The sequence below is a fragment of the Streptacidiphilus sp. BW17 genome (genome assembly GCF_041262485.1).
Classification (GTDB): Bacteria; Actinomycetota; Actinomycetes; order Streptomycetales; family Streptomycetaceae; genus Streptacidiphilus.
The window spans coordinates 16,566-32,725 of record NZ_JBGCCR010000047.1; the positions used below are offsets into that span (position 1 = coordinate 16,566).

Sequence of the window (16,160 nt, forward strand, 5' to 3'; positions counted from 1 at the left end):
CGTACGGTACGTGCAAACGCACCTGCTGCGCACCCTCCTCGTGGCGGCGTGGGGCACCACTCTGGCACACGCGGGTCAACGTGAGGTGACGGGTCACCCCCGGTCCCGCCCGAGGGTGACCCATGGCGCGTCCCGGCCCGAAGCGGTCACCTGGGGTGCTAGGCCCTGTCGTCAAACTCCCGCCGGGCCCGTCCATCGAACTCCCGCCGGGCCCGGCCCGCCTGACACGGCCGCCGGGGGCTTGGAGCCAGGCCCAGGCCGGCGGGTCACCCCTCGGGCGTCGCGTCGTGGGGGCGTCCCAGCACGCCGGGGCGGCGCTGCCAGGGGCGCGGGCCGTCGGCGGGCCGGTACTCGACGCCGAGCGCGTCGAGGCGGGCCCGGTGGGTCTCCATCCGCGCGGCGAACCCGGCGTAGTCCCGCGCCGCGGGCTCACGCGGCAGATCGGACCAGGCGACCTCGGCGAAGGCGGCCAGCCTCGGGAAGGCGTGGTAGTCGACCTCGCGGACGTCGTCCATGAACTCGGTCCACAGGTTCGCCTGAGTGCCGATCACGTGCCGGGCGGCCTCCGCGTCCTGACGCAGCTGTGGCGGCAGCGGCTCGAACCGGTAGACGTCCTCCAGCGTGCGGACGTAGCCGACCGGGACTGGCTCGTCGGGGCTGCCGGACTCGCGATGGTCCAGGTAGACGTACTCCTCCGGACACATCACGACGTCATGTCCCGCCTGGGCGGCGGCGATTCCGCCGGTGTAGCCGCGCCAGGACGACACCGCCGCGCCCGGCGCCAGCCCGCCTTCGAGGATCTCGTCCCAGCCGATCAGCCGCCGACCGCGCTCGGCGAGCCAGCGGTCGAAGTGGCGGATGAACCAGCTCTGCAGCTCGTCCTCGTCGGCCAGGCCCTCCTGCTTGATCCGGGCCTGGGCGGACGCGCCGGCACGCCACTGCTCCTTGGGGCACTCGTCGCCGCCGAGGTGGACGAACGTGCTCGGGAAGATCTCCAGGACTTCGGTAAGAACGTTCTCGTAGAAGCGCAGCGTCGCGTCCTCGACGTTCAGCACGTTGGGGTTGACACCCCAGTCGGTCCAGGTGCTCAGCTGCGCGGTGTCGACGACGTCGTGGTTGCCCAGCTCGGGGTAGGCGGCGATGGCGGCCTGCGAGTGGCCGGGGATGTCGATCTCGGGCACCACGGTGATCTGCCGGGCCGCGGCGTAGGCGACGATCTCGCGCAGGTCGGCCTGGGTGTAGAAGCCGCCGTGCGGGCGGTCGTCGCGGCGGTTGCCGTCGCGGAAGCCGACCATCGAGCGTTCGCGCCAGGAGCCGACCTCGGTCAGCCGGGGGTAGCGGGTGATCTCGACGCGCCAGCCCTGGTCGTCGGTCAGGTGCAGGTGCAGCACGTTGAGCTTGTGCGCGGCGAGCAGGTCGACGTAGCGCAGCACGTCCGCCTTGGGCAGGAAGTGCCGGGCGACGTCCAGCAGCACCCCGCGCCAGCCGAAGCGCGGCGCGTCGTGGACCGTGACGTGCGGCAGGGCCCAGCCCGCCTCGTCCTTGCCCCGGACCGGCGAGCGGCGGTACGCGTCCGCGCCCAGCAGCTGGCGCAGCGTCTGGGCACCCCAGAACAGCCCCGCCGCGCTGCCGCCGTCCAGCCGGACTCCGTCGGCGTCGACGGTGAGGCGGTAGCCCTCGGCCTCCAGCTCGTCGTCGAGGGCGAGGCGGATGCCGGCGCCCTCGACCACGGTGGAGGCGGCGGAGGGCAGCAGCGGCAGGCCGGTGGCCGCGCCGAGCTCGGCACGCAGCCAGGCGGTCACCGCCTCGGCGCCGGGAGCGGCGTCCAGGGCGGTGCCGGGCGTCAGCGGAAACGCGCCCGTAGCGGCGGGCTGGGCAAGAGACAGCGGCGCGGGGAGTAGGTGCATGGCGCCCATCCTGCCGCGCCGCCGCCACCCGGAACAGGTGCCCGACGGCCGATTGTCAGGAGCCCTTACCGGCTTCCGCGGCAGCCCTTCACCGGCCTTCGCGGGTCGGACTCCACCCGGCCGGGCGGGGCCTACTTGCCCTTGCCGCCCTTACCGTCCTTGCCGCCCTTGTCGCCGCCACCGGCCTCCATACCCTCCCAGATCTCCTTGCAGAGCGGGCAGACCGGGTACTTCTTGGGGTCGCGGCTGGGCACCCAGACCTTGCCGCAGAGCGCGACGACCGGGGTGCCGGAGAGGGCGCTCTCCATGATCTTGTTCTTGTCGGCGTAGTGCGCGAAGCGCTCGTGGTCGCCGTCGCCGTGGGAGGTCTGCGGGACCTCCTCGATCAGAGTGCCGGTTCCGAGGCCGCGCTCGGGTTCAAGGGTGCTCATGCCGGTCAAGTCTAGGCGGTGTCCGACGACGCGGGAGCGGGCCGCCGGTGCCCGTGTCGGCTCAGTTCAGCGTCGGGTCGTCCGGGTAGGTCGCCACCAGGGCCAGCTCGCCCCGCTGCCGGCGCAGCACCGCGCGCCACAACCGCTCCGGATCCGGGAAGGAGACGTCGCCCGGCTCGGAGTCCACCAGGTACCAGGCGCCCTCCATCAGTTCGTCCTCCAGCTGGCCCGGGGCCCAGCCCGCGTAACCGGCGAAGACGCGGAGCCCGCCCAGCTCGGCGGCCAGCAGCTCCGGCGGGGCCTCCAGGTCGACCAGCCCGATCGCGCCGTGGACCCGCCGCCAGCCGAGCACTCCGTCGTCCCCCTGCTCCCCCGGCACCACCGCCAGGGCCAGCGCGGAGTCCAGCCCGACAGGACCGCCCTGGAACACCACCGCGGGCTCGCCCGCGAGGTCCGCCCAGACGTCGAGCACCGCGCCGACCTCCACCGGCGTCGGCCGGTTCAGCACCACCCCGAGACTGCCCTCGGCATCGTGGTCCAGCAGCAGCACCACGGCCCGGTCGAAGTTCGGGTCGGTCAGCGCGGGCGTCGCCACCAGGAGGCGGCCGGTGAGCAGGACGGGCTCCGTCATGGCAGACATGATCCCGCACCTGAGGCGCTCCGGGCATTCGAACACGTCCCTCGGAGGGCGCGTGAGGGCTCCTTCGAGGGGCGCGGGACCGTTCGCCTGAGACCTTGCCCACAGGGGCCCCGAGCCGATAGCACCGCCCACACGCACCCCGGCCAGCGACGCGGCGTCTTCACAGGGATTCCACGACAGCAAGGAACCACTCCGGTGACCACTACCATCTCTCAGAGTGCCTGCACCCTTGTGCACTTTCCTGTCCATATGAGCTCCACGACCACCCCAGGATCGCGAGAACATGACCGACGATGTCCTGATCGTCCACGGCGGTACACCGCTCGAGGGCGAGATCCGCGTCCGCGGCGCCAAAAACCTCGTGCCCAAGGCCATGGTGGCCGCGCTGCTGGGCCATGAGCCCAGTCGGCTCCGCAACGTGCCGGACATCCGCGACGTCAAGGTGGTCCGCGGCCTGCTCCAGCTGCACGGAGTCATCGTGCGCCCGGGCGAGGAGGACGGCGAGCTGGTCCTCGACCCCACGCATGTGGAGAGCGCCAACGTCGCCGACATCGACGCCCACGCGGGCTCGTCCCGGATCCCGATCCTCTTCTGCGGCCCGCTGCTGCACCGTCTCGGCCACGCCTTCATCCCGGGCCTGGGCGGCTGCGACATCGGCGGACGTCCGGTGGACTTCCACTTCGACGTGCTGCGGCAGTTCGGCGCGGTCATCGAGAAGCACCCGCAGGGCACCGTGCTCAACGCCCCGCAGCGGCTGCGCGGCTGCAAGATCGAGCTGCCCTACCCCTCGGTCGGCGCGACCGAGCAGGTGCTGCTCACGGCCGTCCTCGCGGAGGGCGTCACCGAGCTGGCCAACGCGGCGATCGAGCCGGAGATCGTGGACCTCATCTGCGTGCTGCAGAAGATGGGCGCGATCATCTCGATGGGCACCGACCGGACCATCCTGATCACCGGCGTCGACCGTCTGGGCGGCTACAACCACCGCGCCCTGCCGGACCGCCTGGAGGCGGCCTCCTGGGCCTGCGCGGCGCTGGCCACCGGCGGGGACATCTACGTCCACGGCGCGCGCCAGCTGGAGATGATGACCTTCCTCAACACCTTCCGGAAGGTCGGCGGCGCCTTCGCGGTGGACGACGGGGGCATCCGCTTCTGGCACCCGGGCGGCGAGCTCAAGGCCATCGCCCTGGAGACCGACGTGCACCCCGGCTTCCAGACCGACTGGCAGCAGCCGCTGGTCGTCGCGCTGACCCAGGCGTCGGGCCTCTCCATCGTCCACGAGACGGTCTACGAGTCGCGGCTCGGCTTCACCTCGGCGCTGAACCAGATGGGCGCGCACATCCAGCTCTACCGCGAGTGCCTGGGCGGCACGCCGTGCCGCTTCGGCCGCCGCAACTTCCTGCACTCGGCGGTCGTCTCCGGCCCCTCCAAGCTCCAGGGCGCCGAGCTGGTCATCCCCGACCTGCGCGGCGGCTTCTCCTACCTGATCGCCGCGCTGGCGGCGCAGGGCACCTCGCAGGTGCACGGGATCGACCTGATCAACCGGGGCTACGAGAACTTCATGGCCAAGCTCCGCGCGCTCGGCGCGGACATCGAGCTCCCGGGCGAGGCGGCCTGACGGCCGCTCCGCTCCCCCGCACGCACACGACGCGCCGCCCGGCTCCGGGCGGCGCGTCGTGCTTTCCCCTGACTTTCAGACGGCTTTCAGACGCGGTAGCGGGTGAACACGTGCACCCGGCCCACCGGGACGAAGCCGCGCCGGGCGTACCAGTGCCGCGGCCAGTCGTCGGGTTCGGCGAGCAGGAAGAACAGGTCCGCGGCAGAAGCCCGGTGCAGGGCGGTGGCGAGGACGGCGTCGGCGTACCCGCGCCGGGTGTACTCGTCGGCCGTGACCAGGTCCTCGAACTGCGCGACGTGGTCGTGCCCGAGGTCCCGGTAGAGGTCCGCCCAGGAGGCGACCTCCCCGCCCGGCTCGTCCCGGACGCCCAGGAGGACCACCTCGTCCGCGCCGCGCAGCCGCGCCGTCCGTCGGTCCACGAGGTGACGGACAGTCTCCTCGGCCTGGTGCGGCATCCAGACGCGCGTCTGCCGGGTCAGCGCCGGACGCACCTCGTCCAGCGTGAGCTCCTCGGCGGCCCGTGCAGGCTCCGGACGCGGGCCCTGGTGGATCATCACCACCTCGGTCCCGTACGCGTATCCGGCGGCCGTCAGCGGCCCCGCACAGGCCTCCCCGTGGGCCTCGGAGAGGACGAGGATCCGACGGTGGCCCAGACCGTCCAGCAGCGCGTCCGCGTGCGCGGTCAGATCGGCGGGGTCGGGGGTGCCGTCGACCACCAGCTGGTTGTGCTCGTGCGACCCCGCGTAGGCCGGGTCGCGCACCGCGAAGCCGCCCTCGAAGTCCTTGCACACAGCCGCCTGCCGGCGTGCGAACCCGGCGAGGAAGGCGGTGGCCCGGTCGAACTGCTGCTCGGCTGACATCCGCTCAGTATGCACCGGGGTGTCCCGTGGGAACGCCGCGAGCCGGCCGCCCCGCTGACGCGGAGTGACCGGCTCGTGGTGTCTGACGCCCAGGGCTTACTTGCCCTTGGCGGCCTCCTTGAGCTTGGAGCCCGCCGACACCTTGACGCTGTAACCGGCCGCGATCTGGATCGGGTCACCGGTCTGCGGGTTGCGGGCGGTACGGGCGGCACGGTGGGTGCGCTCGAAGGTCAGGAAGCCGGGGATGGTGACCTTCTCGTCGCCCTTGGCGACGACGTCGCCGACGACCTCGGCGAAGGCGGCCAGGACGGCGTCCGCGTCCTTGCGGGTCACCTCGGCGCGCTCCGAGAGCGCGGCCACCAGCTCACTGCGGTTCATGTGTACTCCATTGTGGTCTGTCGCGTTGCGATCCTCGGCTGCCCCGGAGGACCGCCACCTCGGCTGCCGAGCCGAGCGCCACCTAGGTGACGTCCCAGCAGGCGAGGGGTGTGCTGAGCACGAATCCTGCCCCCATTCCCGCCGGGAAAGCGAATCCGGCACCCTTGAGAGTCACACGAACAGCGCCAACGAACACGCCGCCCGGACTCTCGCCGGACACTCTAAGCGGACGATTCCACACCTTTCGGAACCGACGCGCCGGGGCCACCGTATCGGTTGCTGTGCGTAGTCCCCAAACGTGAAACGGCTCTGTCTCGCGGCCCTGCGCGTTCGGCCTGCCACCTGCGCGGATGGCTCGGCGCGTAGTACCCCGCGCTCCCTGAGCGGTGCACCTGCCTGTCAGCCGTTGACCACCGGGATCGCCCCGGTCTCCGTCACCGCCGGAGCCTGCGCCGAGCCCGCCTCGTGCGCAGCTTCCCGCACCGCCGCCGCGACCGTCTTCGCGACGTCCGGGTGGAAGACGCTCGGGATGATGTAGTTGGCGTTGACCTCGTCCGCGCCCACCGTCCCGGCGAGCGCACGCGACGCGGCCAGCATCATCTCGGTGTTGACCGTGCGGCTCTGCGCGTCCAGCAGGCCGCGGAAGACGCCTGGGAAGACCAGCACGTTGTTGATCTGGTTCGGGAAGTCGCTGCGCCCGGTGGCGACGACCGCGGCCGTCTGGCGGGCCACGGCCGGGTCGACCTCCGGGTCGGGGTTGGCCAGGGCGAAGACGATCGCGTCCTCCGCCATCGCCGCGATGTCGTCGCCGTCGAGGACGTTCGGCGCGGAGACACCGATGAAGACGTCCGCACCGCGCACGGCCTCCCTCAGGGAGCCGGTGCGGTTGCTGCGGTTGGTGTTCTCGGCGATCCAGCGGAGCGAGTCGTTGAGGTCGTCGCGGCCCAGGTGGACCACGCCCTTCACGTCCGCGACCGTGGCGTGTTGCACGCCCGCCGCCATCAGCAGCTTCAGGATCGCCGTGCCGGCCGCGCCCGCGCCCGACATGACCACGCGCACGTCACCGATGTGCTTGCCGACCACCTGCAGCGCGTTCATCAGCGCGGCGAGGACGACGATCGCGGTGCCGTGCTGGTCGTCGTGGAAGACCGGGATGTCCAGCGCCTCGCGCAGCCGCGCCTCGATCTCGAAGCAGCGCGGGGCGGAGATGTCCTCCAGGTTGATGCCCGCGAAGCCGGGGGCGATCGCCTTGACGATGGCCACGATCTCGTCGCTGTCCTGGGTGTCCAGGCAGATCGGCCAGGCGTCGATCCCGGCGAACCGCTTGAACAGGGCCGCCTTGCCCTCCATGACCGGGAGCGCGGCCATCGGGCCGATGTTGCCGAGGCCCAGCACCGCGGAGCCGTCGGTGACCACGGCGACGCTGTTGCGCTTGATGGTGAGGCGGCGCGCGTCCTCGGGGTTCTCGGCGATGGCCATGCAGACGCGGGCGACGCCCGGCGTGTAGATCATGGACAGGTCGTCACGGTTGCGGATCGGCAGCTTGCTGGACATCTCGATCTTGCCGCCGAGGTGCATCAGGAAGGTGCGGTCGGAGACCTTGCCGATGGAGATGCCCTCGATGGTGCGGAGCTTCTCGACGATCTCGTCGGCGTGGGCGACCGAGACGGCCGCGATGGTGACGTCGATCCGGAGCGCCTCAAGGCCGGACGCCGTCACGTCGAGACCGGTCACGGTCCCGCCGGAGGACTCCACGGACGTGGTGATCTGGCTCACCGCGTTGCCGCGGGCCGGGACCTCCAGCCGCACCGTGATCGAGTTGGACACACTGGGGACCGCCGCCATCGACGTTGCCTTCTTCCTGTACCCGCTGCTTCAACCGTGCTGTGGATGAGTCGTCCCGATCGTCCCACCTACTTGCCGGTAGGCGGAAATATTGTTCCGCAGCGCGGACGAAGCCTGAGATACTCCGGCCGCCGCGCGCGGCTTCCACAGACCATCCTGCCTGCGCCGCTGCCGATCCCGGCCGTCCGGGGCGGCGCCCCGCCGAGAGTTCGCGCCGAGTTCGGAACGGAGGCACTTCAGGACAGATGTGGAAGAGGGGAATGCGTTCCGGGGGACCTTTGTTACTCTGGCTGTACGGCACCGGCTCGATCCAAGCCCCCGGGCCCAACCTTCGTCGCTTCGAGCGACCACTTGCCGCGAGGCGAGCATGGCGGGTCGGTGCCGTATCAGACGCTCAGTCAGTTCGGGCCCCCTACCGATTCGGTAGGGGGCCCGAACTGCGTCTTCCGCCGACCCCGGCGGCCCGCCGCCCGGCAGTCTGACGCAGCGTCAGCCGTGCAGCAGCGCCGGGACGCCGGCCGAGTTCGGCAGGTCGAGCGGGCCGCTCAGCACGGTCAGCCGCTGCGTCGCGCGGGTCAGGGCCACGTAGAGCACCCGCAGACCCGCCTCCGACTCCCCCGCGATGCCGGACGGGTCGGCGACCACGGTGGCGTCGTACTCCAGGCCCTTGGCCTCCAGGCTGCCCAGCGCGACTGCGCGCTCACCCAGGCCCGCGATCCACCCGCGCGCCTCCTCGCGGCGCTCCATCGGGACAACGATGCCGACGGTGCCCGCGACCTCGTCCAGCAGCCGCGCCACCTCCGTGCGCGCCGCCTCGCCCATCGCTTCCTCGTCCGCGACCGCCGCGAAGCGCGGGGCGACGCCGGTCGAGCGGACCGCGACGGGCGGCTCGATGCCGGGCGCGGCCTGGGCCAGGATCCGCGACGCGACCTCGGCGATCTCGGCCGGGTTGCGGTAGTTGGTGGTCAGCGTGAAGCGCCGCCGCGGCTTCGACCCGAGGGTCTCGTCCATCGCGGCCTGTGCCTCGGCCGGGTCGATCCAGGACGACTGGGCCGGGTCGCCGACGATGGTCCAGGTCGCGTTGCGGGCGCGGCGGCCGACCATCCGCCACTGCATCGGCGTCAGGTCCTGGGCCTCGTCGACGATGACGTGGGCGTAGTCGCGACGCTCGGCCGCGGCCACGGCGCGCTGCTCCTGCTCGCGGCGCTGGCGGTCGCCGTAGGTGGTGACCTCGTCCAGACCGGTGAGCAGTTCGGTCGGGTCGACCTCGCGCACCCGCGCCCGGTACGGCTCGCCGAGCTGCACCTGGAGCTCGTCCAGCAGCGCCACGTCGGCCACGCTGACGCCGCCGCGACCGCGCCGGTCCAGATGCCGCCAGGAGTCGACCAGCAGCCGTAGCTCCGCGCGGGTGAAGGCGCCACGGGCCAGGCCGCCGAGACGGCGCTGGTCGGCGAGGGCGGCCAGCACCGCACGCGGCGTCAGCGCGGGCCACCAGGCGTCCAGGAAGTCGAGGAAGGCGTCCTCGTCGGTGACGTACTCCTCGAAGCTCTCCCGCTGCCGCTGCGCCTCCTCGCGCTCGTAGCGGTCGACGGGGGTCGGCCGGCCGCGCCGCAGCTGGGTCCAGAGCGCGTCGAGCAGCGCCCGCCGGGCACGCGGCCGGAGCAGGTTGACGGGCGTGTTGCCGCCGAGCACGGTGCGGCGCAGTCCGTGCAGGGCGGCGGCGTCCAGCTTGAGCACCTCGCCCATGGCGACGACGCGCAGCTCGGTGGGGGTGTCCTGGCCGTCGAGCGCGGCGCGCGCGGCGCGGCGCAGCAGCGCGACCATCCGGGAGGAGCCCTTGAGCCGGGCGGTCTCCGGGATGTCGTAGCGGTCGGCCTGCTCGCCGTCGACGAGGCTGCCGATGGCGCGGATGGCGACCTGGCCCTCCTCGCCCAGCGCGGGCAGCACTCCCTCGGTGTAGGAGACGAGCAGCGGCGTCGGGCTGACCACCAGGATGCCGCCCGCGTACCGGCGGCGGTCGTGGTAGAGCAGGTAGGCGGCACGGTGCAGGGCGACGGCGGTCTTGCCGGTGCCCGGACCACCGGTGACCAGGGTGGCCCCGGCCGCCTGGGCGCGGATCACCTCGTCCTGCTCCTGCTGGATCGAGGAGACGATGTCGCGCATCGAGTGACCGCGGGCCCGGCCGAGCGTCGCCATCAGCGCGCCGTCGCCGACGACGGTGATCGGCCGCCCGGCAAGGCGCGGCTCCAGGTCGGGGCGGAGCAGGTCGTCCTCGACGCCGAGCACCTTGCGCCCGCGCGAGCGGATCACCCGGCGGCGCACCACCCGGCCGGGCCGACGCGGGGTGGCCTGGTAGAAGGGCGCGGCGGCGGGCGCACGCCAGTCGATCACCAGCGGACCGTACTCGGCGTCGAGTACGCCGAGACGGCCGATGTGCAGGGTCTCCGCGATGTCCGGGTCGGCCGGGTCGAGCGGGGTCTGCGAGGGGAAACCGTCCTCCTCGGGGCGGTCCGGCGCCTGGAGGTCGATCCGGCCGAAGAGGAAGTCCTCGAACTCGTTGGTGAGTCGCTGGAGATGACGTCCAGCCTGGTAGGCCTGGGCGTCACGCTCGGCGAGCGCGCCCGGCGTCCCGGCCAGGAACTTGCGGTTGGCGTCGTCCAGGATGAACTCGGCCTCGGCCAGCTTCTCGCCGAGCCGCTGGTAGACCGTGTCGAGGTGGGCCTGCTCGACCGCGATCTCGTGGTCGAGAACCCCCTCCTCGGACGCTGCGGGCGTCCCGGACAATGCGGGCGTCCCGGACCCCTCGGGCGTCTCCGCCGCCGTGGGGCCGCGGTCGTGGACGCGGTCGGGTCTGTGGTCGGCCGTGTGATCGGTCGTGTGCTGCGTGGGCGAGGCCAATGAGATCCCCTGTGGTCCAACGTGGGCGCTGCGCTCCCTGAAAAAGGGAACTGTTGATCCTACGCCCTCCGGGCGCTCGGGTGGAGGGCCACGGTCCGCTCGGTCGCGTCGGGTGCGAGGAAAGTCAGCAGCTCAGCGGCCTCGGCCTCGATCCGTTCACGCACGGCCGCCGACTGCCGGGCGAACAGTTCGATCTCCAGTGCGGCCGGTTCGCCCTTCCGCTTCGGCCTGGTGTACGACCACGCGCCGCCGAGCCGCCCGTCCACCAGCAGCGCGGGACGGTAGCCGTTGCCGCGGGCGAACAGCTCGGCCCGATCGCGCTCGGCAAGGACCCGGCTGCGGTCGGCATGCCCGATCAGCACGTTGTCGTAGTCCGGCAGGAAGCGCGGCGGCGCGGGGGTCTCCGGGTCGGGACGCGGCGCGTCGGGAAGGTCGAACAGCTCCCGGCCGGTCACCGCGTCGGCGAAGACCGCGAGCCGTGGCCGCAAGAGCTCGAAGACCTCGCCGAGCCGGGTCACCCCGCTCCAGCTCTGCGCGTCCTGGACGCTCGCGGGCCCGAAGGCGGCGAGGTAGCGCAGCACGATCGCCTCGACGTCGGGCCGCTGCTGGGGGCGGCCGAGCCAGGACTCGACGGTGGCGAGGGTGGCCGCCCGGCTGCGGCCCCACTCGCCGCGCGGGGTGACCTGGACCAGCGAGAACTTGTAGCGGACGGCCGTGCCGAGCGCGGCGGGTTCGCAGCCCGGGAACCGCTCGGCCAGCGCCGCGCCCAGCTTGGCGGGCGTCAGCGGTCCGGCGTCCAGCAGCTCACGGGCGGCGGCCCAGAGCGCCTCGGGCTCGACCCCGGCCAGCGGGCCGCGGAAGACCGCCCGCTCGCCGAACGGGGTGGCGTCGTGCACCGGCTGTGTGAAGGCGCGCAGGGTGAGCGCGTCGTCGACGTCGTGCAGGTGGATCGTCCCCCGCAGCGTCGAAAGCCGGACGGTGCGCCGCTCGGCCAGCAGCGCGGAGGCCTCGGCGGGGTCGAACCCGGCGATCCGGGACCAGAGCGCGGTGTAGGGGTTGAGCGGGATCTGCGACTGCAGGCCGACCAGCCTCCCGATCACGTCGAGCGGCGTCCTGTGCACGCGCGACAGCAGGAACTGACGCTCCATCAGAGCACGGTTCAGAGCCCGGCGGTCGAGTGCGCGGAGGGTCGCCATGGGACCCAGCCTAGGCAGCCACCCCCTCCCTCGGAGCGCACTACACCGATCTCCACGCCGCGCGCCGCCTCGATAGACCCAATCTGACTAGTTGACTCAAGACTAGTTGCAATGCAACTATCAACTCATGGACGAGACGACCACCACCCAGCACCCCACGGACACCGCTCCGCAGCAGCGGGTCCGCACCGCACTGGTCATCGGGGGCGGCATCGCCGGCCCCGTCGTCGCGACCGCCCTGCAGCAGGTCGGCATCCGCGCCACCGTCTGCGAGGCCTACGCCGGAACCGCCGACGGCGTCGGCGGCGGCATGGGCTTCGCCCCCAACGGCCTCCAGGCGCTGGACGCAGTCGGCATCGGCAACGCGGTCCGCGCCGTCAGCACGCCGATGGAGGGCATGATCATCGAGAGCTGGAACGGCAGGCAGCTCGGCGAGTTCGGCAATCTGCCGGGCATCCCGCCGCAGCGGTTCGTGGAGCGCTCCGACCTCTACCGGGTGCTGAACGACGCGGCCGAGGCGGGCGGCGTCACCACGCTGACCGGCCGCCGCCTGGTCGACGCGGTCGACGACGGCACCCAGGTCACGGCACGTTTCGCGGACGGCACCACCGCCACGGCCGACCTGCTGATCGGCGCGGACGGCATCCACTCCACGGTCCGGCGGCTGATCGACCCCGCCGCCCCCGAGGCGCAGTACGCGGGCACGCACAGCTTCGGCGCCTGGGTCGAGGACAGCGGCCTGCCGGACACCGGCGGCAAGATGCGGATGTCGTTCGGCAAGCGGGCCTTCCTCGGCTGGCAGGTCTTCGAGGACGGCCGCTGCCTCTGGTTCGTCAACCTCCCCAGCCCGATGCCGGTCACCGTGGCCGAACAGCGCGCGAAGGGCGCGGAGTTCTGGCTCCGGACGATGGTCGAGCTCTTCCGCGAGGACGCCAGCCCGGCCGTCCGGCTGCTGGAGCGGACCGACCCGGAGGCGCTGATCTTCGCGGGCAGTATGGAGTTCATGCCGCCGGTCCCGAACTGGAGCCGCGGCCGGATCGTGCTGGTCGGCGACGCGGTGCACGCGCCGTCGTCCAGCTCGGGCCAGGGCGCGTCGCTGGCGATCGAGAGCGCGGTGCAGCTCGCCCGCTGCCTGCGCGACCTCCCGGTCGACCGGGCGCTGGTCGCCTACGAGCAGCTGCGCCGGCCCCGGGTGGAGCGGATCATGAAGGCGACCGCCCGCACCAACGCCCGCAAGGCCGCGGGCCCGGTCGGACGGGTGGTCAGGGACGCGCTGCTGCCGCTGATGTTCAGAGTGATGAAGCCGGAGAAGTCGGCCTGGCAGTACGTCCACCCGATCGACTTCGCCGCACCGGTGGCCTGAACAGGCAGTTCAGGACGGTTTGGGTACACCCTGGGGCCGATCGGTGAATCACTTGCAAGATCCACCGATCGCGATGTTGGGTGGAGCCATGACAGGAGACCCCACCCTCTATCTCCTCGGCACCGGTGCGCAACCCGTACTGAACATCGCTGTCGCCGTGGAACGCGCCCAGGCCGACGGCTGGCAGGTCTGCCTCGGACTCACCCCGACCGCGGCCGGCTGGCTCCACCCCTACCTTCCCGGTCTGGAGGCGCTGACCGGGCACCCCGTGCGCGCCCACTACAAGCTGCCCGGCGAGCCCGACGTCTGGCCCACCGCGGACGTGGTGCTGCTCGCCCCGGCCACCTTCAACTCGATCAACCGCTGGGCCCTCGGCCTGACCGACTCCTTCGTCCTCGGCTACGCCGCCGAGGCGCTCGGCCGCGGCATCCCGACCGTCGCCCTCCCCTGCGTCAACGCGGCCCTCGCCGCACACCCGCAGTACGCCCGCTCCCTGGACACCCTCCGCGCCGCCGGCGCCCGCATCCCCACCCCGGACCCGCTCTCGGTCACCGCCCCGGGCCAGGACGACACCCCGGGCTTCGACTGGCCGCTGGGCCTCGCCGAGGCCCGCGCCGCCTACGCCAGCCTCCAGGCAGCGCGTACCGGAACGGCATGAACGCCATAAACGCAGAGAGCCGCCCGGCGGACCGGGCGGCTCTCTGTTCACATGGGAATCGGTGGAGGTGGCGGGAATCGAACCCGCGTCCTGTGGTGCGGAACCAGGGCTTCTCCGAGCGCAGTCTGCTGTGCTTTTCTCGGCCCCGGGAGTCACGCAGACAAGCTCCCGACGGGCTCAGTCACTGTTTAGTGTTCCGTGCGCCCCCGCGACCGGGCCGAACGGTGGAGTCTCCTAGATTAAGCCAGGATCCGGGACGGAGACGCGCCCGGTCTGACTCCTTCGATGCTCGCTCAGGCGGCGAGGGCGAAGGTATCGCGCTTGGTGTTGGCGATTATGTTTTGCGACACGTGGTTTACGAGATCATTGCCGCGTTCCTCGGCTCGCTTCTCCTGGCTCGACATCCCCAGTCGAAACCGATCACCCCCATGCAAGGGTGCTGTTCAGTTGTCAAAGCACCGGCTTTCGCCGTTGCCGTCCCACCTGGTCCGGGGAGACCCTGCGGAACGCTGTCCATGCTACGGCGCAGCGACTGGCAAGGTCCAGTTCATTAACCCTGGGCCCGCTGACGGCGGCGTGCCGCGGCCACGGCGCGGTCCGTCTCCCTGCGGTCCTGCTTCTCGCGGAGCGTCTGCCGCTTGTCGTGCTGCTTCTTGCCCTGGGCGAGGGCGATGCTGACCTTGGCCCGGCCGTCCTTGAAGTAGATGGAGAGCGGCACCAGGGTGTAGCCGGTCTCCTTCAGCTTCTGGTCGAGCTTGTCGATCTCCCACTTGTGCAGCAGCAGCTTGCGCTTGCGCCGCGCGGCGTGGTTGGTCCAGGTGCCCTGGGCGTACTCCATGATGTGCACGTTGTGCAGCCACGCCTCGCCGCTGGTCACGTCGGCGAAGCCATCCACCAGGGAGGCGCGGCCGGCGCGGAGTGACTTGACCTCGGTGCCCGTCAGCACCATGCCGCACTCGTACTCGTCGATGATGTTGTAGTCGTGCCGCGCCTTCTTGTTGGAGGCGATGAGCTTGTTGCGCGGGTCGTCTTTCTTCTTCGCCATAGTGCGGGCCATTCTCGCACTTCGTACCCGCTCCGGGCACGGGCGTTTTCCGGAGCCCGTACAGGAGGCCCTACTGGCTGTCCATGTCGGAGAGGTCGTCCAGGACAGTCAGGGCAGTGCTCTCCGCAGCCTGCGGGGTGGCGTCGGTCGGGACCTCGACGTCGGGCTGGATGCCCTGGCCGTCCGGCGAGTGGCCGGAGGGGGTGAGGTAGTTGCCGACCGTGCGCTCCTGCACCACGCCGTCGGAGAGGGTCTGCGGCTGCTGCACAGCACCCTTGCCGAAGGTGGGCCTGCCGACCACGACCGCGCGACCGCGGTCCTGGAGCGCGCCGGTGACGAGTTCGGCGGCGCTCATCGTGCCGCTGTCGACCAGCACCACCAACGGCGTCGAGGTGTCGCCGCCGGACGCGGCCTGCAGCACCTGCTGCGGCGCGCCGCCGCCTGACTGGTAGCGGGCGACCGGTCCGCCGTCCAGGAATACGGACGCCGTGGCGACCGCCTCGCTGACCAGGCCACCGGAGTTGCCGCGCAGGTCGAGCAGGATGCCGCGCCCGTCCGTCGCCGGATGCAGCTCCAACTGCCGTACGGCGGCCTGGACCTGTTCGGAGACACCGAGGGTGAAGGCGTCCATGCTGATCCGGGTGACGCCGCGCGCCGGGTGGTCGACGTGGACGTCGTCCTCGTCCAACAGGGCCCGGTGCAGCGTCGCATCCACCGCCCTGGACGTACTCGTGGGGCCCTCCTGGAGCCGCAGCACGACCGGCGAGCCGACCGCGTCGGACGCACCGCCGCGCAGCAGGCCGACCACCTCGGTGACGGGCAGCCCGGTCACCGGGGTGCCGCCGACCGCGAGCAGCCGCTCGCCCGCGCGGACACCGCCGAGCGCGGCGGGGCCTCCCGGAAGCGTCCGGGTCACGCTCACCTCGCCCTGCGGCGAGCGGGCCACCCAGAGCCCGACGCCGACGTAGTGACCGTCCAACTCCTGGCTGTAGGCGGCGAACTGCTGCGCGGTGTAGTCGGCGGCCCACCGGTCCGCAGCTCCGGAGGCTCCCGAGCCGTCGGAGTTGTCGGAGCTGTCTGCTCTGTGTGACGACGGAGCGGCCGCGGCGACCGACGTCGTCGACCGTCCCTCGCTCCCCCACGCACCGGTCCCGACACCCACCGCGCACACCGTCACGAACACCAGCCCCAGCGTCAGCTGGAGCCGTAGTACGCGACGAGTTGGTGACATGGACGAAGAGTCTAGAGGTGCGGGCTCGGGCGACATGCCCGAAGACGACGAAAAGCCCCGGACGCAGTACGCGTTCCGGGGCTTTTCGTATGG

At 71.9% G+C, this 16,160-nt stretch carries 13 protein-coding genes and 1 other RNA gene; 3 read left to right on the plus strand and 11 right to left on the minus strand.

Annotated features, from left to right (window positions below):
• Window positions 1-266 precede the first annotated feature (266 nt).
• The 3 genes from ABH940_RS34400 to ABH940_RS34410 form a co-directional block, all read right to left on the minus strand.
• On the minus strand, window positions 267-1,907 hold the full coding sequence (locus ABH940_RS34400) for a beta-N-acetylhexosaminidase (protein WP_370067905.1): 1,641 nt from the start codon (window positions 1,905-1,907) through the stop codon (window positions 267-269).
• Window positions 1,908-2,038: 131 nt separating this feature from the next.
• Window positions 2,039-2,338 carry a DUF3039 domain-containing protein gene (locus tag ABH940_RS34405; protein ID WP_370067907.1) on the minus strand — a complete coding sequence of 100 codons (300 nt, stop codon included), beginning with the start codon at window positions 2,336-2,338 and terminating at the stop codon, window positions 2,039-2,041.
• Window positions 2,339-2,399: 61 nt separating this feature from the next.
• The gene (locus ABH940_RS34410; RefSeq protein WP_370067909.1) at window positions 2,400-2,978 is read right to left on the minus strand and encodes a YqgE/AlgH family protein; all 579 of its coding nucleotides are present in this window, start codon (window positions 2,976-2,978) and stop codon (window positions 2,400-2,402) included.
• Between the two features lie 283 nt (window positions 2,979-3,261).
• Here ABH940_RS34410 and murA point away from each other — a divergent pair, with 283 nt between their 5' ends.
• Window positions 3,262-4,593 (plus strand): UDP-N-acetylglucosamine 1-carboxyvinyltransferase, encoded by a 1,332-nt coding sequence (gene murA, locus ABH940_RS34415; RefSeq protein ID WP_370067911.1) that lies wholly within the window; start codon window positions 3,262-3,264, stop codon window positions 4,591-4,593.
• Between the two features lie 86 nt (window positions 4,594-4,679).
• Here the strand turns inward: murA and ABH940_RS34420 are convergent, their stop codons facing one another.
• The 5 genes from ABH940_RS34420 to ABH940_RS34440 form a co-directional block, all read right to left on the minus strand.
• Window positions 4,680-5,453, minus strand: coding sequence for a GNAT family N-acetyltransferase (locus ABH940_RS34420; protein ID WP_370107075.1), 774 nt, complete (start codon window positions 5,451-5,453; stop codon window positions 4,680-4,682).
• A 96-nt stretch (window positions 5,454-5,549) separates the two neighbouring features.
• Window positions 5,550-5,831 carry an HU family DNA-binding protein gene (locus tag ABH940_RS34425; RefSeq protein ID WP_196197630.1) on the minus strand — a complete coding sequence of 94 codons (282 nt, stop codon included), beginning with the start codon at window positions 5,829-5,831 and terminating at the stop codon, window positions 5,550-5,552.
• 399 nt (window positions 5,832-6,230) lie between these two features.
• Window positions 6,231-7,676 carry an NAD-dependent malic enzyme gene (locus ABH940_RS34430; protein WP_370067916.1) on the minus strand — a complete coding sequence of 482 codons (1,446 nt, stop codon included), beginning with the start codon at window positions 7,674-7,676 and terminating at the stop codon, window positions 6,231-6,233.
• Window positions 7,677-8,165: 489 nt separating this feature from the next.
• Window positions 8,166-10,460 (minus strand): UvrD-helicase domain-containing protein, encoded by a 2,295-nt coding sequence (locus ABH940_RS34435; protein WP_370067972.1) that lies wholly within the window; start codon window positions 10,458-10,460, stop codon window positions 8,166-8,168.
• A 173-nt stretch (window positions 10,461-10,633) separates the two neighbouring features.
• On the minus strand, window positions 10,634-11,770 hold the full coding sequence (locus tag ABH940_RS34440; RefSeq protein ID WP_370107076.1) for a winged helix DNA-binding domain-containing protein: 1,137 nt from the start codon (window positions 11,768-11,770) through the stop codon (window positions 10,634-10,636).
• A gap of 127 nt (window positions 11,771-11,897) precedes the next feature.
• Here ABH940_RS34440 and ABH940_RS34445 point away from each other — a divergent pair, with 127 nt between their 5' ends.
• Both ABH940_RS34445 and ABH940_RS34450 read left to right on the plus strand, forming a co-directional pair.
• Entirely contained in the window at window positions 11,898-13,133 is a 1,236-nt protein-coding gene (locus ABH940_RS34445) for an FAD-dependent oxidoreductase (protein WP_370107077.1), read from the plus strand.
• 88 nt (window positions 13,134-13,221) lie between these two features.
• The gene (locus ABH940_RS34450) at window positions 13,222-13,791 is read left to right on the plus strand and encodes a flavoprotein (RefSeq protein WP_370107078.1); all 570 of its coding nucleotides are present in this window, start codon (window positions 13,222-13,224) and stop codon (window positions 13,789-13,791) included.
• Window positions 13,792-13,850: 59 nt separating this feature from the next.
• On the opposite strand, the gene ssrA is transcribed toward ABH940_RS34450, so the two are convergent.
• From ssrA to ABH940_RS34465, 3 genes are all read right to left on the minus strand, one after another.
• Window positions 13,851-14,219: a transfer-messenger RNA gene (ssrA, locus tag ABH940_RS34455) on the minus strand.
• Window positions 14,220-14,341: 122 nt separating this feature from the next.
• The gene (smpB, locus tag ABH940_RS34460; protein ID WP_370067924.1) at window positions 14,342-14,836 is read right to left on the minus strand and encodes an SsrA-binding protein SmpB; all 495 of its coding nucleotides are present in this window, start codon (window positions 14,834-14,836) and stop codon (window positions 14,342-14,344) included.
• Between the two features lie 70 nt (window positions 14,837-14,906).
• Window positions 14,907-16,067 carry a S41 family peptidase gene (locus ABH940_RS34465; protein WP_370067926.1) on the minus strand — a complete coding sequence of 387 codons (1,161 nt, stop codon included), beginning with the start codon at window positions 16,065-16,067 and terminating at the stop codon, window positions 14,907-14,909.
• Between the last annotated feature and the right edge of the window lie 93 nt (window positions 16,068-16,160).